The sequence below is a fragment of the Citrobacter sp. RHBSTW-00887 genome (assembly GCF_013728095.1).
GTDB classification, from domain to species: Bacteria; Pseudomonadota; Gammaproteobacteria; order Enterobacterales; family Enterobacteriaceae; genus Citrobacter; species Citrobacter braakii.
Window position 1 is genome coordinate 4,461,007 of the sequence record NZ_CP056267.1, and the last position, 21,335, is coordinate 4,482,341.

18 protein-coding genes and 1 other annotated feature are annotated in these 21,335 nt (G+C 49.3%); of the genes, 4 read left to right on the forward strand and 14 right to left on the reverse strand.

Features of this window, described 5'->3' with window-relative positions; translation table 11 throughout:
• Positions 1-53 precede the first annotated feature (53 nt).
• The 5 genes from HV314_RS21295 to dnaK all read right to left on the reverse strand — a co-directional run bounded on the left by HV314_RS21295 (position 54) and on the right by dnaK (position 7,269).
• Positions 54-1,766 carry an aryl-sulfate sulfotransferase gene (locus tag HV314_RS21295; protein ID WP_181546650.1) on the reverse strand — a complete coding sequence of 571 codons (1,713 nt, stop codon included), beginning with the start codon at positions 1,764-1,766 and terminating at the stop codon, positions 54-56.
• Between the two features lie 901 nt (positions 1,767-2,667).
• Positions 2,668-2,991, reverse strand: coding sequence for a phage holin family protein (locus HV314_RS21300; protein ID WP_046275510.1), 324 nt, complete (start codon positions 2,989-2,991; stop codon positions 2,668-2,670).
• Entirely contained in the window at positions 2,982-3,935 is a 954-nt protein-coding gene (locus HV314_RS21305; protein ID WP_181546652.1) for a LysR family transcriptional regulator, read from the reverse strand. Before HV314_RS21305 ends, HV314_RS21300 begins: the two co-directional genes overlap by 10 nt.
• Before the next feature lie 192 nt (positions 3,936-4,127).
• Positions 4,128-5,261 (reverse strand): molecular chaperone DnaJ, encoded by a 1,134-nt coding sequence (dnaJ, locus tag HV314_RS21310; RefSeq protein ID WP_008786151.1) that lies wholly within the window; start codon positions 5,259-5,261, stop codon positions 4,128-4,130.
• Between the two features lie 85 nt (positions 5,262-5,346).
• On the reverse strand, positions 5,347-7,269 hold the full coding sequence (gene dnaK / locus HV314_RS21315; RefSeq protein ID WP_016151634.1) for a molecular chaperone DnaK: 1,923 nt from the start codon (positions 7,267-7,269) through the stop codon (positions 5,347-5,349).
• A 611-nt stretch (positions 7,270-7,880) separates the two neighbouring features.
• On the opposite strand from dnaK, the gene satP reads away from it, so the two are divergent.
• Positions 7,881-8,447, forward strand: a complete 567-nt coding sequence (gene satP, locus HV314_RS21320) for an acetate uptake transporter (protein WP_047358362.1) — start codon at positions 7,881-7,883, stop codon at positions 8,445-8,447.
• Between the two features lie 34 nt (positions 8,448-8,481).
• Here the strand turns inward: satP and HV314_RS21325 are convergent, their stop codons facing one another.
• The 3 genes from HV314_RS21325 to tal form a co-directional block, all read right to left on the reverse strand.
• Positions 8,482-9,789, reverse strand: a complete 1,308-nt coding sequence (locus tag HV314_RS21325; protein WP_047500141.1) for an MFS transporter — start codon at positions 9,787-9,789, stop codon at positions 8,482-8,484.
• A 124-nt stretch (positions 9,790-9,913) separates the two neighbouring features.
• Positions 9,914-10,501 carry a molybdopterin adenylyltransferase gene (gene mog, locus HV314_RS21330; RefSeq protein WP_095715615.1) on the reverse strand — a complete coding sequence of 196 codons (588 nt, stop codon included), beginning with the start codon at positions 10,499-10,501 and terminating at the stop codon, positions 9,914-9,916.
• A gap of 110 nt (positions 10,502-10,611) precedes the next feature.
• Entirely contained in the window at positions 10,612-11,565 is a 954-nt protein-coding gene (gene tal / locus HV314_RS21335) for a transaldolase (RefSeq protein WP_016151631.1), read from the reverse strand.
• Positions 11,566-11,839: 274 nt separating this feature from the next.
• On the opposite strand from tal, the gene HV314_RS21340 reads away from it, so the two are divergent.
• Both HV314_RS21340 and yaaA read left to right on the forward strand, forming a co-directional pair.
• The gene (locus HV314_RS21340; protein ID WP_047358364.1) at positions 11,840-13,270 is read left to right on the forward strand and encodes an alanine/glycine:cation symporter family protein; all 1,431 of its coding nucleotides are present in this window, start codon (positions 11,840-11,842) and stop codon (positions 13,268-13,270) included.
• Between the two features lie 77 nt (positions 13,271-13,347).
• Entirely contained in the window at positions 13,348-14,121 is a 774-nt protein-coding gene (gene yaaA, locus HV314_RS21345) for a peroxide stress protein YaaA (RefSeq protein ID WP_016155647.1), read from the forward strand.
• Positions 14,122-14,205: 84 nt separating this feature from the next.
• Here yaaA and thrC read toward each other — a convergent pair whose 3' ends face one another.
• The 6 genes from thrC to yjjY form a co-directional block, all read right to left on the reverse strand.
• Complete coding sequence (gene thrC, locus HV314_RS21350) at positions 14,206-15,492, reverse strand: threonine synthase (protein WP_075847928.1); 1,287 nt, start codon at positions 15,490-15,492, stop codon at positions 14,206-14,208.
• 3 nt (positions 15,493-15,495) lie between these two features.
• On the reverse strand, positions 15,496-16,425 hold the full coding sequence (gene thrB, locus HV314_RS21355; protein ID WP_181546654.1) for a homoserine kinase: 930 nt from the start codon (positions 16,423-16,425) through the stop codon (positions 15,496-15,498).
• 1 nt (position 16,426) lies between these two features.
• Positions 16,427-18,889 (reverse strand): bifunctional aspartate kinase/homoserine dehydrogenase I, encoded by a 2,463-nt coding sequence (thrA, locus tag HV314_RS21360; RefSeq protein WP_016155644.1) that lies wholly within the window; start codon positions 18,887-18,889, stop codon positions 16,427-16,429.
• 23 nt (positions 18,890-18,912) lie between these two features.
• Positions 18,913-19,039 (reverse strand) — a sequence feature (Thr leader region).
• Entirely contained in the window at positions 18,969-19,034 is a 66-nt protein-coding gene (gene thrL, locus HV314_RS21365; RefSeq protein WP_032337689.1) for a thr operon leader peptide, read from the reverse strand. It overlaps the preceding feature by 66 nt.
• 206 nt (positions 19,040-19,245) lie before the next feature.
• On the reverse strand, positions 19,246-19,932 hold the full coding sequence (locus tag HV314_RS21370; protein WP_049268610.1) for a tRNA/rRNA methyltransferase: 687 nt from the start codon (positions 19,930-19,932) through the stop codon (positions 19,246-19,248).
• A 399-nt stretch (positions 19,933-20,331) separates the two neighbouring features.
• Complete coding sequence (gene yjjY, locus HV314_RS21375; protein ID WP_042998021.1) at positions 20,332-20,472, reverse strand: protein YjjY; 141 nt, start codon at positions 20,470-20,472, stop codon at positions 20,332-20,334.
• Positions 20,473-20,567: 95 nt separating this feature from the next.
• Here yjjY and arcA point away from each other — a divergent pair, with 95 nt between their 5' ends.
• Complete coding sequence (arcA, locus tag HV314_RS21380; protein ID WP_001194359.1) at positions 20,568-21,284, forward strand: two-component system response regulator ArcA; 717 nt, start codon at positions 20,568-20,570, stop codon at positions 21,282-21,284.
• Positions 21,285-21,335 lie beyond the last annotated feature (51 nt).

A 21,335-nucleotide genomic window follows, 5' to 3' on the forward strand; every position in this document is an offset into this window, starting at 1 on the left:
GATCATTTAATACATAATGCGGCCACAATCATGGCCGCATTCATTTTTACTTATCAAAATAATGGCAGTTTATAAACTCTGAAAGCAGAAATATCATAACGATAATCATCACCATTTACTTCAGCATTTTTATAATAACCTGACGTTACCGTCGCCTCAAAAAGAAGCTGTTTCGTCTGCTTATTGACCTCTTGTAATACCAACATCCCCAGCGCCTGACTTCCATCTTGCGGATCCACAATATCACTGTATCCCGGTTGGGCAGATAGAGGACGACCATTTTCATCCATGGTGCTTGCACCAAAATGGATGACCAGATTACCATTGCTCAATAAATGCTTGGCACTTACGAAGCTGCTGTAGCCCCTGCTACCAACCTCATCTTTACCATATTCATACGAGCGTGTTACCGTCATCGTGTTTAGATCAATTCTAAACTGAACTACCCGGCTAAAGTTATCCTTTGGCAACAAGCTCCTGGCATCGTCTCGAGAACGATAATTTCCATTGTCAAAAACTATAAACTCCAGAATACCGATCTCAGCATTTGGAATCTCTACGATATTATGCTGCCCCCATGTCCAGAAATTACTGTTCGCTAAATCAATTCCATCTTGAGTAGAAAAATCAAACAGCGGATTACCTGACTCATCGACTGGTGTCAGCAAGTATTCCTCAAAGTCGGAGGCCCAGTCTTCATGATCGGCCATAATAAAACGCAGTTGGCCCGAGTCGACATCAACACCGAAGATGGCACTTTGGTGACGCCCTGATGAAACCAGCACATTATTGGTTGTATTAATATAGCTCTGGTTGATATGCAGCCAGTCATCCATCGTAGCCGATTGACCCGGTGCACTTCCTGATGGACGTGGCGAACGAGAATAGTCCATCACTTTTAACATGTCATAATAAGCAACCTCAAGCCCTGAAGTGAGATCGATAATGGAAACACCATCTTTACCTGTTGAGTAATCATCTGGACGTCCATTAGTATATTCCGAGGGGGCAATAGCCAGATTGTTCTCTAATGGCAGAATAGAGTGATGAAACTCATTATCAAGGAGATAGACTGCATATACTCTGCCCATTACGTCAAATTCGTACATATCCAGGCAGTGATTAATTCCTTGTGACGTAGCCAGGAAATGCCCGCTGTCTGTTCGGACAAAATTATAGGAAGGAATTGCCTGAGAGACATACCAACGAACGATGCCATTTTGATCAAAAGCAAGATTATAGCGATCAAAATATGTTGAAAAATAAAGGCCATCTGCAACTAATGAGGAATCGTCAACTGACTTTGTCACAGTGATGACAGGGAAGCCAAGACTGATATCAGCAGAATCCGATGGCGGCAATGCTGATGGGGTAACCGTGTATTGCCCAACAATCTGCGCACCTGAGATTAAGGTAACGACGTTATCCTCCCCGGCAACCAGACCCGAAACTGGAATCAGGTTTGCACCGGTCTGCATGCTGTAGGTCCAGGATACAGCTACCGTTATCCCCTTGCTATCCTGCACATTAATTTTGATATCTTCATTCAATTTCCCCCAAATACCCAGATACAGGCTTAAAGGTGCCGTACTATAAGGATCTAACGTAACTATGGCATTATCATAATCATTAGTTTCCATCACTGTAGAGAGGAGTGTTTGATAGATTGCATTATGCGAAAGCACCGTTGCGTTATCAACATCAATTTTCTGGTTAACTGGCGTACGAGGTTCTGGTTGACTAATTTGTAATTTATTAATTTGCATATCTCTATCCTTTAACTAAAAGTTTTCGTTTTCAATCGGCTATATAATCCCGATAGCTGGTAAGATAAACAGAACCGTAGTATTCGTACAAATAACTAGTAATAAAATAATCTAAAAAAACATCTTTATGAAGAAACAAAAAATTATGTGACTATAAAATCATCTATTAATATGCTATGCCATATATCCCCAAATAAAAGTCTATAAATTGCCATTCAGCCTATGTCAAAAAACTCAATAATGCCTCCCTACCCCCCTAATGGCCAATTAAATAAATAACTCCTATTTAATTTAAAATTAATACAAACTAAAAATATCATAACTTATGTGACACGTATCGTTTTTACATGCAACAGGTATGCATATGTATTGAATAACAGAAAATTTGTATTTAATATTTCTGAACACATTAAACTAACCATGGTATATAAATGACCATTTACATTATTAAAAATAGTTGTATGTATGATAACGCCAGCCATGAATTAAAAAGTAAAGATGGGAAGCGAACAATAAAACTTACTCATATGCGTTCTAAATGTTTAAATTTCATCCTAACTCATGCGCAAGAACTGGTGATAAGGAAAAATCATATTGCGGAAGCATTATGGGAGGACAGGAGTACATTTATAAGCGATGCTAATCTGACTCAACTACTCTATCTGGTCAGAAAAGACCTGAGAATTTTTGGCATTGACAATTTGTTCATTACAATTCCACGTCAAGGAGTACAGATTAATGAAAACATAGAAATAAAATGCTTAAATAGCAAACATCATTTCCTGCAGAAACCGTTTCTGTATTATTATGCAATGATTTTATTTATTACAATAATTCTATATATCACACTAAGATTTTACTTACTTTAAGTATGGTAATGCCCATGGACGGGCAATACAGTTCACTTAGCAAAAACCTGTGCCAGCTTATCTTTCAACATTTTCAGTACGGGCCCAGCAAAAACCCCTCCCAGCCCTGACAATATGAGTATCATATTTATACCAGCACCTTTATCAAGAGCAATGCCAGAGAGTAAAAAACCTGTAAAACATGAAATAATGACTTGTTTTAAACATCCTGCTATATTTTTTTTCTTTCGTCCCCGGGCTTCTCTCATGAGATAGCTAACGACTCCCCCCCAAGCACTCACGATAATAATCGCAAGAATAGTCTCTAGCTCTATAATATACTTTAAGGCAGGTTCTGAACTTATTATCACTGACATAAATTATCCCGATCATTTATAGATGAATATTTAGATTGCAGTATCACTATCCACTCTCTAAGCACAACATAATATTTGCTTTTTTTATATAAAGAAGCATAAACAGGGATTGTTTTAAAAAATAACTCATCAGGCAGTGATAATATTTTAATATTATACCCTCTGGTATATTTAAAAAATGAAGCCAACTCAAGAGGTACAATGCAGATCATATTTGTTGTTTCTACTATATTGACTACCCCTAACATAGAATCGCTGCGATAACCTATTTTACGTTCTGTTCTATGATCAACGCTATTGGTATAAACCATTACTTCCGGAGAGAACATATCAGATTGATATACCGCATGTGAAAAAGTATAAAAATGGTGTAGTGAGATTTGCTCTAAGATTGATAGTGGATTGTTGTTGCCACAAATACAAACATATTGCCTAAAAACGTCAATAAGATGGACTTCAATATCAAAGTTTTTTGGTGGTGAAAGATTAATTAAAATATCACCCACTCCAGAAAGTAACATTTCAGCCAAAGTATCTTCGCTATTTTTATTTACTGCATAATGATTTATTTCATACTTTTCAATTAATTCATCATTCCTAATAAAATGATGGAGATAATAATTCTCTACAATATCACTCCCTAATAAAGTTATTGCTGGAGGATCGTAGTTATTCTTTGAAAGTGAATATGTAGCGTTGATTACATTCACAACATGGCTATAGGCCTTATGGAGTTCCAATCCTTTTTTCGTAGGCGTCAACCCTTTTCGGGTTCGTTCAAAGAGCTTAAATGAATAAATATTCTGTAATCGACTTAACGCCTGAGAAACAGCAGCTGGTGTTATGGATAATCTCTCGGAAGCTCGAGAAGCATTGCCGGATTCCACAACGGCATTAAATATCTTAATTAAATTGAAGTCAAAATCATTTTCGCGCACAAGCATTTCATTCACCTTTTCTTCTATTAACTGAGCAAAAAAAATAGAAGAAAATCTTTATTTTAAAAAATCATTTCTCATCATCTTTCCTGAATATTTATTCTTTATATCTAACTCATTATTTTTGTATTCGATACAAAAATAAAAAGCCCAGGATTCTTCAATCCAAGGCCTTTTAATTAATAAGACAGCTGTAAATTAGCGCGTCAAATCGTCAAAAAATTTCTTCACACCGTCGAAGAAGCTTTTAGAGCGCGGACTGTTTTGCTCGCCGGTCGGGCCGCCAAAGCTGTCCTGCAGATCTTTCAGCAACTGCTTCTGCTTGTCGTTGAGGCCTACCGGGGTTTCAACCACCACACGGCACAGCAGATCGCCCTGTGCGCCACCGCGTACTGACTTAACGCCTTTACCACGCATGCGGAACAGTTTGCCGGTTTGCGTTTCGCCCGGGATTTTTAACTTCACGCGACCATCCAGCGTCGGCACTTCAATCTCGCCGCCCAGCGCTGCCATCGCAAAGTTAATCGGCACTTCGCAGTACAGGTTATTGCCTTCTCGTTCGAAAATTGGGTGCTGTTTTACCTGCACCTGAACGTACAAATCGCCTGCTGGCGCGCCATGTTCACCGGCTTCACCTTCACCCGCTAAACGAATACGGTCGCCAGTATCAACCCCAGCCGGGATCTTAACGGACAGCGTTTTGCTCTTCTCAACGCGACCATGACCATGGCATTTGTTGCACGGGTCTTTAATCAACGTACCGCGGCCCTGACAGTGTGGACAGGTCTGCTGTACGGCAAAAAAGCCCTGGCGCATCTGCACCTGACCAGAACCGTGACAGGTTGGACAGGTCTGGGGTTGCGTGCCCGCCTTCGCACCGCTGCCGTGGCAAACATCACACTCTTCCAGCGTCGGAATACGGATCTCTTTGGTGACGCCACGCACGGCTTCTTCCAGAGTGAGATCCATGTTGTAACGTAAATCAGCACCACGTGAGGCGCGCTGACGACCGCGACCGCCGCCAAAGATATCGCCAAACACGTCACCAAAGATATCGCTGAAGTCGGCCCCGCCGCCAAAGCCGCCGCCGCCGCCCATACCGCCTTGCTCAAACGCTGCATGGCCGTACTGATCATAAGCCGCACGTTTTTGCGCATCGGTGAGGATCTCGTACGCTTCTTTGATCTCTTTAAACTTGGCTTCGGCCTCTTTATCACCCTGGTTGCGGTCCGGGTGATATTTCATGGCCAGGCGCTTGTAGGCCTTTTTGATTTCACGCTCTTCCGCTGATTTGGAAACGCCTAAAATCTCGTAATAGTCTTGCTTAGCCATCTCTTTTTATCTGCCCCTAACATGCGTGCACGGGCGGAGAGGAAACCTCTTCGCCCGTGCCAGTAATTACCCGTTCAAAGGGCGATTATTTTTTGTCTTTCACTTCTTCAAACTCAGCGTCGACAACGTCGTCATCTTTCGCGTTGTTTGCAGAAGCATCAGCACCTGCTGCGCCAGCCTGCTGCTGTGCGTGCTGCTGCTGAGCGATTTCCATCAGTTTCTGGGAAACCTGTGCCAGCGCCTGCATTTTCGCTTCGATATCCGCTTTGTCTTCGCCTTTCAGAGAAGTTTCCAGCGCGGTCAGTGCAGACTCGATGGCAGTTTTGTCATCAGCCGGCAGTTTGTCGCCTGCTTCTTCAACCTGCTTGCGAGTGCTGTGCAGCAGATGGTCACCCTGGTTACGGGTCTGAACCAGCTCTTCAAACTTACGGTCAGATTCTGCGTTCGCTTCTGCTTCACGAACCATTTTCTGAATTTCTTCTTCGTTCAGACCAGAAGAAGCCTTGATGGTAATCTTCTGCTCTTTACCGCTATTTTTGTCTTTCGCGGAAACGTGCAGGATACCGTCGGCATCGATGTCAAAAGTAACTTCGATCTGCGGCATACCGCGCGGAGCCGGGCTGATGCCATCCAGGTTAAATTGACCCAGATCTTTGTTATCAGCGGCACGTTTACGTTCACCCTGCAGCACATGGATGGTTACCGCAGACTGGTTGTCTTCAGCAGTAGAGAACACCTGGCTGTGCTTGGTCGGGATAGTGGTGTTTTTCGCGATCAGTGCAGTCATCACGCCGCCCATGGTTTCGATACCCAGAGACAGCGGGGTAACGTCCAGCAGCAGCACGTCTTTCACATCACCGGTCAATACACCACCCTGAACGGCAGCACCGATTGCCACAGCTTCGTCCGGGTTAACGTCTTTACGCGGCTCTTTACCGAAGAACTCAGCAACTTTCTTCTGCACCATCGGCATACGAGTCTGGCCACCGACCAGGATAACGTCCTGAACGTCGGAAACAGACAGACCAGCATCCTGCAGAGCAACTTTCAGCGGCTCGATAGAACGGTTAACCAGGTCTTCAACCAGGCTTTCCAGTTTCGCACGGGTCACCTTGATGTTCATGTGTTTCGGACCAGTCGCGTCTGCAGTGATGTACGGCAGGTTCACGTCGGTCTGCTGAGCGGAAGACAGTTCGATCTTCGCTTTCTCAGCGGCTTCTTTCAGACGCTGCATCGCCAGCGGGTCGTTACGCAGGTCGATACCCTGATCTTTCTTAAATTCGTCAACCAGGTAGTTGATCATACGGCTATCGAAGTCTTCACCACCCAGGTGGGTATCACCGTTGGTTGCCAGAACTTCGAAGGTTTTTTCACCGTCAACTTCGTCGATTTCGATAATAGAGATATCGAAAGTACCACCACCCAGGTCATAAACCGCGATAGTACGGTTGCCGACTTCTTTATCCAGACCATAAGCCAGTGCAGCTGCGGTTGGTTCGTTGATGATACGTTTTACTTCCAGACCTGCGATACGGCCGGCGTCTTTGGTTGCCTGACGCTGAGCATCGTTAAAATATGCAGGTACGGTGATAACTGCTTCAGTTACCGGTTCACCCAAGTAATCTTCAGCCGTTTTCTTCATTTTTTTCAGCACTTCAGCAGAAATCTGCGGCGGTGCCATTTTCTGACCTTTTACGTCAATCCATGCATCACCGTTGTCAGCACCGATGATTTTGTACGGCATGATGGCTTCATCACGCTGCACTTCTTCGTCCTGGAAGCGGCGGCCAATCAGGCGTTTAATCGCAAACAGGGTGTTTTGCGGGTTTGTCACTGCCTGACGTTTAGCCGGCTGACCAACCAGAGTTTCACCATCCTGGGTATAAGCAATGATAGAAGGCGTGGTGCGATCGCCCTCGGCGTTCTCCAGCACACGTGCAGTAGTGCCATCCATAATCGCTACACAAGAGTTGGTAGTACCCAGGTCGATACCAATAATTTTACCCATCTAAACGTCTCCACTAAAAATTCGGTCATCATGTGGTTGTGAATCTGTAATAAGGGCGAAACGTGCGGTTTCAACTACCCTGAATCGTTTTTTTTCAGACTCACCACTGCGGTTGTCTACAAGATGGGGTCGTAACCCACGTCATCAAGGGGGGCATGAAAAATTTTTTTAGCCTTGTGGCAATAAATTCGCAGAAAAAAGGCAAAAAGAGATAAAAATGAATAGTCGCCAACCAGAATTAATTCATACAACCAATTAAATCAGGAAAGCCATTCACATAAAAATTGCAATAAAAAGAAAAGATTACGAGCATGAATCGTTTTTATGACGACGGTAATATGGTCTGAAGTCACACACTTTTGCAGCCGTCAAAGAGAAACTCCATGAAATCCGTGTTAACCCTTTCCGCCAGCCTGCTTATGGGCCTTCTGCTGAGCAGCACCGCCGTAACTGGCTAGCGTGATGCCCATCACAGGGAAAATAATTCATTTACCCTTCGTTAGATCATAGACAGTGCCCTCTCCCCTGATTATTATGCCGCGCCCCGAAGACAGCGATCGTTATTCGGGGAAACTATTTCACCATTCAATCAATGATGATTTTGAGGAATTATGGGCAACACTAAGTTGGCTAATCCGGCACCGCTGGGCCTGATGGGCTTTGGCATGACCACCATTCTGCTTAACCTGCACAACGCGGGTTTCTTCGCTCTGGACGTTATTATTCTGGCGATGGGCATTTTCTACGGCGGTATCGCGCAAATTTTTGCCGGACTGCTGGAATATAAAAAAGGCAACACCTTCGGTTTAACCGCCTTTACCTCCTACGGTTCGTTCTGGCTGACGCTGGTTGCGATCCTGCTGATGCCGAAAATGGGCCTGGCGGATGCAACCAATAGTCAGTTCCTGGGCGCTTACCTCGGTCTGTGGGGCGTGTTCACTCTGTTCATGTTCTTCGGTACGCTGAAAGCGGCGCGCATGCTGCAGTTCGTGTTCCTGAGCCTGACAGTGCTGTTCGCCCTGCTGGCCGTGGGCAACATTGCGGGTAACGAAGCGATCATTCACGTTGCTGGCTGGGTAGGCTTAGTGTGTGGCGCAAGCGCCATTTACCTGGCGATGGGTGAAGTGCTGAACGAACAGTTTGGCCGTACCATCCTGCCAATTGGTGAAGCGCACTAATCTGACGCTATCCCCCCTGACGGGGGGATATTCCTTACAAGCGCTGTAACTCTGCCTGTACGCTCGAATCGCGATGATAAAGATCCTGTCGCAGCCAAATCCCCAAACCTAGCCCTACCAGCGATAACGCCAGCACATACCAGGCCGGAGCCATCGGCGACACGCTCATTAACATCGTGACGGCGATTGGCGTCAGACCACCAAAAATGGCGTACGACACGTTGTAAGAAAAGGATATTCCGGTAAAGCGGACTTCCGCCGGAAACGCGCGCACCATCACATAAGGCACAGCCCCCACCACGCCAACGCATAACCCCACCAGCCCGTATAACAGGAACAAATGCTGGGGATGGCTGCCGGTCAGGTGATAGAAAAACCAGCTTGAACAGGCCAGCATCAGGCTGCCGACAATAAAGGTTTTGCTGGCGCCGACCCGATCGACAATAAACCCGGCCAGCAGACAACCGACGCACAGCATAATGGTAGCGACACTGTTGGCTTGCAACGTTAGCGCCGGCGCAAAGCCATACTGCTTCTGCAACCAGACTGGTGACATCAGGATCACCACCACAATCCCAGCCGATAGCAGCCAGGTCAGCAGCATTGAAATAACCACCGCTTTTTTATGTTTGCTCACCACTGACTTCACCGGTAGCTCTTGCGCCAACGCTTTACGCTGCTGCATTTCGAGAAATATGGGCGTCTCCTGCAGCCAGCGACGCAGGTACATCGCCACCAGCCCAAACACGCCCCCCAGCAGGAAAGGAATACGCCAGCCGTAATCATGCACCGCCTGCTGCGTCAGGCTGGTGTTCACCAGCGTCGCAACCACCGACCCCAGCAGAATTCCCACCGTCAGGCCGGCAGTCAGCGTTCCGCAGGCAATGCCGATGCGACGCTCCGGTACATGCTCCGCCACGAACACCCACGCGCCCGGAACTTCTCCGCCGATGGCAGCGCCTTGCAAAATACGCATCAGAAGTAACAGCAGCGGCGCGAGGATCCCCATTGAGGCGTAGGTAGGCAACAGACCAATCGCCAGCGTCGGTATCGCCATCAGTAAAATGCTCAGGGTGAACATTTTCTTGCGTCCGACCAGATCGCCAAAGTGCGCCATGATGATGCCCCCCAGCGGACGCGCCAGATAGCCGGCGGCAAAAATGCCGAAGGTTTGCACCTGACGTAGCCATTCAGGGATGTCTGCGGGGAAGAAGAGCTCGCCAACAACAGCGGCAAAGAAGACAAAGATAATGAAATCATAAAACTCAAGCGCACCACCAAGGGCAGCAAGCGTAAGGGTTTTATAATCCTGGCGATTCAGCGGTCGAGTGTGTTGTGACATAGCAAACCATGAGTCAGTGAAGTAATTGAATCTGTTCGTTGATATATGTAAAGCAAAAATTACTATATCGTAAACAATTCAATACTCCACTGTCATTGGTACTTATGCCACGATCGGGCTACTTTCAGGTATTTGTTTCGCGTATTGCGCTTTTAGGACGAAAAGATGCTACAACAGTCGGTGCGGTTTCCACATACGGCCCATCCAATAGCTGTATACAATACGGTACACTTGCAAAAATACCCGGCACGATAACCTTACCGTCGGCATCTTTCACGCCTTCCAGCGTCTCTTTGATCGATTTTGGCTGCCCAGGCAGATTCAGGATCAACGCCTGCTTGCGAATCACGCCAACCTGACGGGAAAGAATCGCCGTTGGCACAAAGTGCAGGCTTATCTGGCGCATCTGTTCACCAAAGCCCGGCATCTGACGGTCGGCTACGGCAAGTGTCGCATCAGGCGTTACGTCACGACGGGCCGGACCCGTTCCGCCGGTAGTCAGCACCAGATGACAACTCATTTCGTCTACCAGCTCGCATAAGGTCTGTTCGATGATCGCCTGTTCATCCGGGATCAATCGCGTTTGCAGCTCAAAAGGGGTGGTAAGGGCTGACGCCAGCCACTCTTCAAGGGCCGGGATACCTTTATCCTGGTAAACGCCGCTGGAAGCACGGTCAGAAATGGAAACCAGGCCAATGCGTAAATTATTCATGATTATTCCGTTTAAACAGTCTCGTTAAACAGAATGATACACTGCGAAGGGAAGGACAGACAGGTTTCAGAAGAGGTAGCGTGACCCATATCAGGGCCACGCACTAATGATTACAGCAGATCGCCGATCATTTTTTCCAGTTTACCCTGGTCTACAGCAAACTTACGGATACCGTCCGCCAGTTTGTCTACAGCCATCGGATCCTGGTTATGCTGCCACAGGAACTCAGCTTCGGTGATGCGTGCAGGGCGCGCTTTCACTTCGCCGGAGAAAGACAGTTTACGTTCGATAGCACCTTCGCTTTCCGCCAGTTCTTTCAGCAGTGCCGGAGCAATCGTCAGACGATCGCAGCCTGCCAGCTCAATGATTTCGCCGATGTTACGGAAGCTCGCACCCATAACTACGGTTTCGTAACCGTGCTGTTTGTAGTACTCGTAGATTTCCGTTACGGAAACCACACCCGGATCTTCTGCCGGTGCATACTCTTTCTTGTCGGTATTGGCTTTGTACCAGTCAAGAATACGGCCAACGAACGGAGAAATCAGATATACGCCAGCTTCTGCACATGCACGCGCCTGCGCGAAGGAGAACAGCAGAGTCAGGTTACAGTTGATGCCTTCTTTTTCCAGCTGCTCAGCGGCACGGATGCCCTGCCAGGTTGAAGCCAGTTTAATCAGGATGCGATCGTTGCTGATGCCAGCATCGTTGTACATTTTGATCAGGCGTTTTGCTTTAGCGATGGACGCGTCGGTGTCGTAGGACAGACGAGCGTCAACTTCAGTGGAGATACGACCTGGGACCAGTTTCAGGATCTCCAGACCGATATTTACTGCCAGCTTGTCGGTCGCGTCGACGACCTGCTGCGCACGGTCGTTGCTCTGCTGCTTAGCCCAGGCTACAGCGTCATCAATCAGCTTGCGGTATTCCGGGATCTGCGCTGCGTTAAGAATGAGAGAAGGGTTAGTTGTGGCATCCTGAGGCTGATACAGCTTCATTGCCGCGATGTCTCCGGTGTCGGCCACTACTGTGGTGAACTGACGAAGGGAGGTCAATTTGTCCGTCATGATAGCGATTCTCTTTAAACAGCTTGTTAGGGGGATGTAACCGATCTTCCCTGATGATAGCACGACGCACTCTCAGCGCAACCGCCTGGATTGTCCGACCAGCCGCTCAGCCCTGATTACGCATCGCCAAGCCTGTGATGCGCAATTAAGGGATATAACGATTGTTATGATAAACTCCCGCAATCAATCACCCTATAAGGTATATACTGGTCGATTATTGGTAGCGCTTACATGGGAATATTCGCGCTTACCGGCATCAACAAGAGGGATGTTAATGCCTGATTTTTTCTCATTTATTAATGAAATACTCTGGGGATCGGTGATGATCTACCTCCTGCTTGGCGCAGGATGTTGGTTCACCTGGCGTACAGGGTTTATTCAGTTTCGCTATATTCGCCAGTTTGGCAAAAGTCTTAAAAACAGCATCAGCCCGCAGCCGGGCGGTTTAACTTCCTTTCAGGCTTTATGCACCAGTCTTGCCGCACGTATCGGTAGCGGAAATCTGGCGGGCGTGGCGTTGGCGATTGCCGCTGGCGGCGCGGGAGCCGTGTTCTGGATGTGGGTCTCGGCGATCATTGGTATGGCGACGTCATTTGCCGAGAGCTCTCTTGCCCAACTGTATAAAGAGCGCGACAGCAAGGGACAGTTTCGCGGCGGTCCTGCGTGGTATATGGAGCGTGGGCTGGGCATGCGCTGGATGGGCGTTCTTTTTGCCATCTTTTTACTCATTGCTTATGGTCTGATTTTTAACAGCGTTCAGGCTAATTCGGTCTCTCATGCGCTGACCTTTGCTTTTGATATCCCTCCCCTCTTCACCGGTATCGCACTGGCAATAGTGTCATTATTGGCAATCGTTGGCGGCATTAAAGGCGTTGCCCGCCTGATGCAATGGTTCGTTCCGATGATGGCGCTGTTGTGGGTCGGTTGCAGCATCGTCATCTGTCTGTGGCATTTCGGACAGCTCCCCGGCATTATCATGACCATTATAAAAAGTGCCTTTGGCTGGCAGGAAGCCGCAGCCGGTGCCGCCGGGTATACACTAAGCCAGGCCATTGCCAGCGGCTTTCAACGCGGTATGTTTTCTAATGAGGCCGGAATGGGATCAACTCCGAACGCGGCCGCGTCAGCAGCATCCTGGCCTCCGCATCCTGCGGCACAAGGCATTGTGCAAATGATCGGAGTATTAGTTGATACGCTGATTCTCTGTACGGCCAGCGCGATGATTGTTCTGTTGGCTGGTAATGACGCCAGCTATGTACCGATGGAAGGCATCCAGTTACTCCAGAAAGCGATGGTTTCAGTGACGGGAGAATGGGGTGCCGGATTCGTGGCGTTAATTGTGATTCTGTTTGCCTTTAGCTCTATCGTGGCCAACTATATCTATGCGGAAAACAACCTCGTTTTCCTGAAGCTGGACAATATCCGCGTCATCTGGCTATTACGGATCGCCACCGTTAGCACCGTTATCGGCGGAACGTTAGTCAGCGTTCCGCTGATCTGGCAGTTGGCGGACATCATTATGGCGTGTATGGCCATCACTAACCTGACGGCGATTCTGCTGCTTTCACCGGTTGTGCAGACTATCGCCTGCGACTATCTACGCCAACGCAAACTCGGGGTGCGCCCAGAATTCGATCCGCGCCGTTATCCTGATATCAGACAACAACTTGCGCCCGAAAGCTGGGATGAGACGCCGCGCGGATAGCGCGGCAATCGCAACCATCGATCAATTCTGTCGTTTTTTTTGCTAAAGTCGCAGTAAATTTCCTGCAAGGACTGGATATGCTGATTCTGATTTCACCTGCAAAAACGCTCGACTACCAAAGTCCGCTGGCAACGACACGTCATACATTGCCCGAACTGCTGGATCACTCTCAGCAGCTTATTCACGTGGCGCGCCAACTCTCTGCTCCGCAAATTGGCAAGCTGATGGGAATTAGCGACAAGCTGGCGGATCTGAACGCCACGCGTTTCCATGACTGGCAGCCTGATTTCACGCCGGAAAACGCGCGCCAGGCCATTCTGGCGTTTAAAGGCGACGTGTATACCGGACTGCAGGCTGAAACCTTCAGCGAAGCGGATTTCGACTTCGCTCAGCAACACTTACGGATGTTGTCCGGGCTGTACGGCGTTTTGCGTCCGCTGGATTTGATGCAGCCTTACCGTCTGGAGATGGGTATTCGTCTGGCCAATGCGAAAGGTAAAGATCTCTACCAGTTCTGGGGAGATACCATCACCGATAAACTTAACGAAGCGCTGGAAGCGCAAGGCGACAGCGTAGTGATTAACCTCGCCTCGGATGAGTATTTTAAATCCGTGAAGCCGAAAAAGCTCAATGCGGAGCTTATCAAACCGGTCTTCCTCGACGAGAAGAACGGTAAGTTCAAAGTCATCAGCTTCTATGCCAAAAAAGCGCGCGGCCTGATGAGTCGCTACATTATTGAGAACCGCTTAACGCAGCCAGAACAGCTGACCGCCTTTAACAGCGAAGGCTATTTCTTTGATGAAGAAGCGTCAGGAAATGGCGAACTGGTGTTTAAGCGCCAGGAGCAGTAGTAAAAAGGCCGGATGGCGGCGAACGCCCGATCCGGCCGACAGGTTTTGTAGGCCCGCTAAGCAAAGCGCCAGCGGGCACAACCGTTAACCGCGGGCCATCATCAGCTTGCGCAGTTCAGCAAAATCAGCAGGCAGGTGATGAGAAAGCAGCGGCAGGTCCGCGCGTTCCGCCAGCGCTTTTGGCAGCGCCAGCGTCAGGTCAAGAATCTCTTCAACGCTTTCTTTAAACTTGGCCGGATGCGCAGTGCCGAGGAACAGGCCGTACTCGCCAGGGTTCAGTTGGTCACGCAGCGCACGGTAAGCCACCGCCGCATGCGGTTCTGAGGTGTACCCCATCTCATGCAGCTCACGCATCGTGTCCTGAGTAGTGGCATCGTCAACAGCGGCATAACCCAGCTCATTCAGACGCCAGATTTTACGGCGGAACAGTTCTTCCACCCGCGGCCAGTTATTTGGCTGGCTGACATCCATCGCATTCGACAACGTCGCCTGTGTCGCTTTCGGCGCCCACTCACCTTGTGCAAGAAAGCGTGGAACCGTATCGTTGACGTTGGTCGCCGCGATAAAACGCTTCACCGGCAAGCCCAGTGATTTTGCCAGCAGCCCGGCAGTCAGATCGCCAAAGTTGCCGCTGGGAACGGAAATAACCAGTTGATTACGCGCCTCTTGCGGCAGTTGAGCCACGGCCTCAAAGTAGTAACAGATTTGCGCCAGCAGACGGCTAATGTTGATTGAGTTAGCCGAATTCAGCCCCAAAGCCACCTTCAACTCTTCGTCATCAAACGCCTGTTTCACCAGCGCCTGACAGGCATCAAAATCGCCATCAATCGCCACGGTTTCAATATTGCCACCCAGTGTACAGAACAGTTTTTCCTGTAATGGGCTAATCTTGCCGTTCGGATAAAGGATCACCACGCGCACATTTTTCAGACCATAAAAGGCATGTGCGACTGCCGCACCAGTGTCTCCAGAGGTCGCCGTCAGAATGGTGACCGGTTTGTCGCCGCTGATATGCGTCAGCATCTGCGCCATAAAGCGCCCGCCAAAGTCTTTAAATGCAAGCGTTGGGCCGTGGAACAGCTCCAGACAGCCGATATCCGCGGCAACCTGAGCAACCGGTGCCGGGAAGGCAAACGCCGCACGCACGCGCTGTTCCAGAATCTCCTGTGGGATTTCATCACCGATAAATGCGGAAAGGATCTTCGCACTGCGGCTAACGAAATCCTGGTTCAACATCTCATCGACTTCTGACAGATTGAATTCCGGCAAATCGTGCGGAAAAAACAATCCCTGATTCTTGCCAAGCCCTTGCGTGACGGCCTGTGCAAAGCTGACCTGTTCGTTATGATCTTTCAGATTATACAGTTTCATTGATTATCCCAGTACCCGTGCGCCCGCCGTGTCCAACCGGCAAATATGAACAAAGCCTTCCTGATTTTGCAGATAATTTTTACCCAGCCAGTCTGCTACACGCTGCGCCGTATCCGGCTTGTCGCACAAAGCGAACAGCGTCGGCCCCGAACCGGAGATACCGCTGGCCAGCGCCCCGATTTCCGCTACCGCCTGACGCGCCAGGCTAAAGCCTGGCAGCAGGCGGGTACGATATGGCTCAGCAATGACATCTTTCATCAGCTTCGCGGCAAGCCCTGGCTGCCGGGAATAGCAGGCATGGATAAACCCAGCCAGATGCCGCCCGTGGGCGATACAGTCCTGACGGCGATACTGCGCAGGTAAAATCGCCCGCGCTTCTGCCGTCGACACTTTAATCCCCGGATACGCGAGGACCCACAGCCACTCATCAAAGCCTGGCACCTGCTGGCTGATAATGCCGTTTTCTTCGATCATTAACTGCATGCCGCCCAAAAAGCACGGGGCGACGTTATCGTAATGAATACTGCCGGAGATACGCCCTTCCAGCTCACCCATTATCGCCAACAGGCGCGTATCGTTGAGCGGTTTACCGCAATGCTCGTTCATGGCGACCAGCGCCGCTACAACGGAACAAGCGCTGGAGCCTAACCCGGAGCCAATCGGCATATTTTTTTCCAGCGTCATCGCCACCGGAACGCTTTTACCCAGCTCCTGACAGAATCGCTCCCAGCACTGGTAGACAATATTTTCTCGCGGCTCAGGCGGCAGCTTATTGGCAAAGCGACCGAGGTTGTTCAAGCTGAAATGGTCAGCCGCCTCAACGGATACCACATCGCCTAACAGCGAACCGTCCACCGGAGTTACCGCTGCTCCGAGCACATCAAACCCGACGCTCATATTGGCGCTGGAAGCCGGGGCATAAACTCTCACCATGTCAGACTCCTAACTTCCATGAAAGGGTACGTAGCAGGTCGGCAAATACGCCCGCCGCCGTCACATCGTTACCCGCGCCGTATCCGCGCAGAACCAACGGTAGCGGCTGATAATAATGGCTGTAAAACGCCAACGCGTTTTCACCGTTTTTCACTTTGAACAGCGGATCGTTGCCGTCTACTGCTTCTATTTTCACGCGACAGACGCCATCCTCTTCAATATTGCCAACATAGCGTAATACTTTCCCCTCATCACGGGCTTTCGCCACACGCGCGGCAAAGGCGTCATCCAGCTGCGACAATTTCGCCATAAACGCGGAAACATCACCGGAATCATCAAACTCTTTTGGCAGGACCGGCTCAATGACAATGTCAGAAAGCTCCAGCTCACGACCGGTTTCACGGGCCAGGATCAGCAGCTTACGCGCCACGTCCGTACCGGATAGATCGTCACGTGGATCGGGTTCGGTATAGCCCAGCTCACGCGCCATGGTGGTGGCCTCGGAGAAGCTCATTCCTTCATCCAGCTTGCCGAAAATAAACGACAGCGAACCAGAAAGAATACCGGAGAAACGTTGCAGTTCATCGCCCGCGCTGAGCAGATTTTGCAAGTTCTCAATTACCGGCAAGCCCGCGCCTACGTTGGTGTCGTACAGGAATTTACGACGAGACTTCGCCGCAGCAAAACGCAGCTGATGGTAGTAATCCATCGACGACGTGTTGGCCTTTTTGTTCGGCGTGACCACATGGAAGCCTTCGCGCAGGAAATCCGCATACTGATCCGCGACCGCCTGACTTGACGTACAGTCGACAATCACCGGATTGAGCAGATGATATTCTTTCACCAGACGAATTAAGCGCCCCAGGTTGAAAGGCTCTTTCGCGCTTTCCAGCTCCGACTGCCAGTTTTCCAGATTCAGACCATGGACGTTGGTCAGCAGGGCCTTCGAGTTCGCCACGCCGCACACGCGCAGATCGATATGCTTCTTTTTAAGCCAGGTTTGCTGACGTTTAAGCTGCTCCAGCAGCGCACCGCCCACGCCGCCAACGCCAATGACAAATACTTCAATCACCTGATCGGTGTTGAACAGCATCTGATGGGTCACACGCACGCCAGTGGTCGCGTCGTCGTTATTCACCACTACCGAAATGGAACGCTCAGACGAGCCCTGGGCGATTGCCACGATATTAATGTTCGCGCGAGCCAGCGCGGCAAAAAATTTCGCCGAGATGCCACGCAACGTGCGCATACCATCGCCAACGACCGAGATGATCGCCAAACGCTCAGTCACCGCCAGCGGCTCCAGCAAGCCTTCTTTCAGTTCGAGATAGAATTCATCCTGCATGGCGCGTTGCGCACGCGCGCAGTCGCCCTGCGGGACGCAGAAGCTGATGCTGTATTCAGAAGAGGATTGGGTGATCAGCACCACCGAGATGCCTGCGCGCGACATCACGGCAAAAACACGCGCCGCCATCCCCACCATGCCTTTCATCCCAGGGCCGGAGACGCTAAACATCGCCATGTTATTGAGGTTAGAAATCCCTTTTACCGGCAAATCGTCATCATCACTGCTGGCACCGATAAGCGTGCCGGGCGCTTGTGGATTGCCGGTATTTTTAATCAGGCACGGGATCTGGAACTGGGCAATAGGGGTAATGGTGCGCGGGTGCAGCACTTTAGCGCCGAAGTAAGAAAGCTCCATCGCTTCCTGATAAGACATCGACTTCAGCAGTCGGGCGTCGGGTACCTGGCGCGGATCGCAGGTATATACGCCATCGACATCGGTCCAGATCTCACAACAATCGGCGCGCAAACAGGCGGCCAGTACGGCGGCAGAGTAGTCAGAGCCATTACGCCCCAGCACCACTAACTCTCCTTTCTCATTCCCGGCGGTAAATCCTGCCATCAGAACCATATGGTCCGCAGGAATACGGCTGGCGGCAATGCGGCGCGTAGATTCGGCAATATCAACGGTAGATTCGAGGTAATTGCCTACCGCCAGCAATTTCTCTACCGGGTCGATGACCGTCACGTTGTGCCCGCGCGCTTCCAGCAGGCCAGCCATGATGGCGATCGACATTTTTTCACCACGGCAAATAAGCGCGGCATTGATGCTGTCCGGGCACTGACCCAGCAGGCTGATACCGTGCAGGACGTGCTTAATCTGTGCAAACTCTTGTTCAACAAAGGCTTTGAGCGGAGCCTGCGGGAAACCCGGTTGCGCGGCGGCAAGACCCACCAACAGCTCAGAGAAAATGCGTTCGGCGTCGCTGATATTGGCTAAAGCATCCTGACCACCGATGGTCTTCTCAATCATCGCCACCAGATGGTTGGTAATTTTTGCGGGGGCAGAGAGAACGGTCGCGACCTGCCCCTGTCTGGCATTGCTTTCCAGAATATCGGCAACCCGCAGAAAGCGCTCTGCATTTGCCACTGATGTACCGCCGAACTTCAACACTCGCATGGTTTACCTCATTGCCTTTGGTCGAAAAAAAAGCCCGCACTGTTTAGGTGCGGGCTTTTTCTTGTGTTTCCTGTACGCGTCAGCCCGCACCGTTACCTGTGGTAATGGTGATGGTTGTGGTAATAGTGATGCTGATGCGTTTCATGATGTTGTGTGCTCTGTAATTATTTATTATCTGTCCTGTATTCTTTTAGGGTTAAAGTATCTGCTGACCTAAGTCAATAAATTTTTAAATTGGTCACATTCCGAAACTTGTTCACGAGCGACTGCTTGCCCTTTTAGTTTCGACCAATACAGTATGTCCCCCCTACTTGAATCCAGAACAAAACACCACACAACAAATGTATGTCGATATTTTATTTCGTGATGCTTTTTTCTATATCATGTAAAAAACGGTGCAACATTGCCGTATCTCGCTGCCCTAACAGACCCATTCGCTGTTGCAGCCAGTCCGTCAACTTGATGTCGTCAGAAACGTTCAGCGTGGCTAATAAACGCAAAACGCGCGCGCGCAATGCCTGTAGCTGAAGCTCATCCGTCACCTCAATGTTTTTGACGGGTTGTTGTATTAAACCTGCTAATTGATAGCAATACACCATCACCGCCTGCCCCAAATTGAGTGAAGGATAGTCAGCCACCATAGGTACACCGGTGAGTACATCCGCCAGGGCCAATTCTTCGTTGGTCAGCCCTGAATCTTCACGACCAAAAACCAGCGCGGCATGATCCATCCACGTTGATTTTTCCTGCAGCAGAGGAACCAGTTCGACCGGCATAGCGTAGTAATGGAACTTCGCCCGACTACGCGCAGTGGTCGCGACGGTAAAATCTACGTCGTGCAGCGCCTCCGCCAACGTTGAAAAAACACTAATATTATCAATAATATCGCCAGAACCATGCGCGACCCATCGCGTGGCGGGTTCCAGGTGGGCTTCGCTGTCAACGATGCGTAATTGGGTGAACCCCATGGTCTTCATCGCGCGGGCAGCCGCACCTATATTTTCCGCTCTGGCGGGGGCAACCAGAATAATTGTTAAACGCATTTCGATACTCTTTTTGGCCAGTCTGCAAGGAAAAATGTGACGTGCTTCAACATATTATGCAGAGCGAATTTACATATTTTTAACAGAAATCACTGAAAAAGCATTTCGCATCCATTAAAAAATGCTAAACTATTTCCCGGGTGTACTATTGCTTTTTATGTTAACAAAAGTTGCATATCCCTCTGTTTATCCATGATAATTTAATTTAAAATGGATCGCACTGGTTGGATTCATTACATTTATTAATTTGCTCGTGCAACTAGTTGTAATATTGCAATTTTGTGATGAAAGCAAACATTTGGATACGTTGATTTCATCAAACTGTTAACGTGCTACAATTGAACTTGATATATGTCAACGAAGCGTAGTTTTATTGGGTGTCCGGCATGTCTTAGCCTGTTATGTTGCTGTTAAAATGGTTAGGATGACAGCCGTTTTTGACACTGTCGGGTCCAGAGGGAAACTACCCACGACCAAGCTAATGATGTTGTTGACGTTGATGGAAAGTGCATCAAGAACGCAATTACGTACTTTAGTCATGTTACGCCGATCATGTTAATTTACGGCATGCATCAGGCAGGTCAGGGACTTTTGTACTTCCTGTTTCGATTTAGTTGGCAATTTAGGTAGCAAACATGCAGACCCCGCACATTCTTATCGTTGAAGACGAGTTAGTAACACGCAACACGTTGAAAAGCATTTTCGAAGCAGAAGGCTATGATGTATTCGAAGCGACAGATGGCGCGGAAATGCATCAGATTCTCTCTGAATATGATATCAACCTTGTGATTATGGATATCAATCTGCCTGGGAAAAATGGCCTGCTGTTAGCGCGCGAACTTCGCGAACAAGCTAACGTTGCGCTGATGTTCCTGACGGGCCGTGATAACGAAGTCGATAAAATTCTCGGCCTCGAAATCGGCGCAGACGATTACATCACCAAGCCGTTTAACCCGCGCGAACTGACTATCCGTGCTCGTAACCTGCTGTCCCGTACCATGAACCTGGGTACTGTCAGCGAAGAACGCCGTAGCGTCGAAAGCTACAAGTTCAATGGCTGGGAGCTGGACATCAACAGCCGCTCTCTGATTGGTCCTGACGGTGAGCAGTATAAACTGCCACGCAGCGAATTCCGCGCCATGCTTCACTTCTGTGAGAATCCGGGCAAAATCCAGTCTCGCGCAGAACTGTTGAAAAAAATGACCGGTCGCGAACTGAAGCCGCATGACCGTACCGTTGACGTGACGATCCGCCGCATTCGTAAGCATTTCGAATCAACGCCGGATACGCCAGAAATCATCGCCACCATTCACGGTGAAGGCTACCGTTTCTGCGGCGACCTGCAGGATTAATTCAATCCTCACTGGTATAAAAACGGCGCTTTATGCGCCGTTTTTCATTTC

Excerpts from the sequence above, each read along its gene's own strand:
- arcA (WP_001194359.1), top strand. The coding sequence starts at position 20,568 with ATGCAGACCCCGCACATTCTTATCGTTGAAGACGAGTTAGTAACACGC.
- tal (WP_016151631.1), bottom strand. The coding sequence starts at position 11,565 with ATGACGGACAAATTGACCTCCCTTCGTCAGTTCACCACAGTAGTGGCC.
- yjjY (WP_042998021.1), bottom strand. The coding sequence starts at position 20,472 with ATGACTAAAGTACGTAATTGCGTTCTTGATGCACTTTCCATCAACGTC.
- thrC (WP_075847928.1), bottom strand. The coding sequence starts at position 15,492 with ATGAAACTGTATAATCTGAAAGATCATAACGAACAGGTCAGCTTTGCA.
- thrA (WP_016155644.1), bottom strand. The coding sequence starts at position 18,889 with ATGCGAGTGTTGAAGTTCGGCGGTACATCAGTGGCAAATGCAGAGCGC.
- thrB (WP_181546654.1), bottom strand. The coding sequence starts at position 16,425 with ATGGTGAGAGTTTATGCCCCGGCTTCCAGCGCCAATATGAGCGTCGGG.
- HV314_RS21295 (WP_181546650.1), bottom strand. The coding sequence starts at position 1,766 with ATGCAAATTAATAAATTACAAATTAGTCAACCAGAACCTCGTACGCCA.
- HV314_RS21370 (WP_049268610.1), bottom strand. The coding sequence starts at position 19,932 with ATGCGTTTAACAATTATTCTGGTTGCCCCCGCCAGAGCGGAAAATATA.
- HV314_RS21305 (WP_181546652.1), bottom strand. The coding sequence starts at position 3,935 with ATGCTTGTGCGCGAAAATGATTTTGACTTCAATTTAATTAAGATATTT.
- dnaJ (WP_008786151.1), bottom strand. The coding sequence starts at position 5,261 with ATGGCTAAGCAAGACTATTACGAGATTTTAGGCGTTTCCAAATCAGCG.
- mog (WP_095715615.1), bottom strand. The coding sequence starts at position 10,501 with ATGAATAATTTACGCATTGGCCTGGTTTCCATTTCTGACCGTGCTTCC.
- HV314_RS21340 (WP_047358364.1), top strand. The coding sequence starts at position 11,840 with ATGCCTGATTTTTTCTCATTTATTAATGAAATACTCTGGGGATCGGTG.
- satP (WP_047358362.1), top strand. The coding sequence starts at position 7,881 with ATGGGCAACACTAAGTTGGCTAATCCGGCACCGCTGGGCCTGATGGGC.
- yaaA (WP_016155647.1), top strand. The coding sequence starts at position 13,348 with ATGCTGATTCTGATTTCACCTGCAAAAACGCTCGACTACCAAAGTCCG.
- dnaK (WP_016151634.1), bottom strand. The coding sequence starts at position 7,269 with ATGGGTAAAATTATTGGTATCGACCTGGGTACTACCAACTCTTGTGTA.
- HV314_RS21300 (WP_046275510.1), bottom strand. The coding sequence starts at position 2,991 with ATGTCAGTGATAATAAGTTCAGAACCTGCCTTAAAGTATATTATAGAG.
- HV314_RS21325 (WP_047500141.1), bottom strand. The coding sequence starts at position 9,789 with ATGTCACAACACACTCGACCGCTGAATCGCCAGGATTATAAAACCCTT.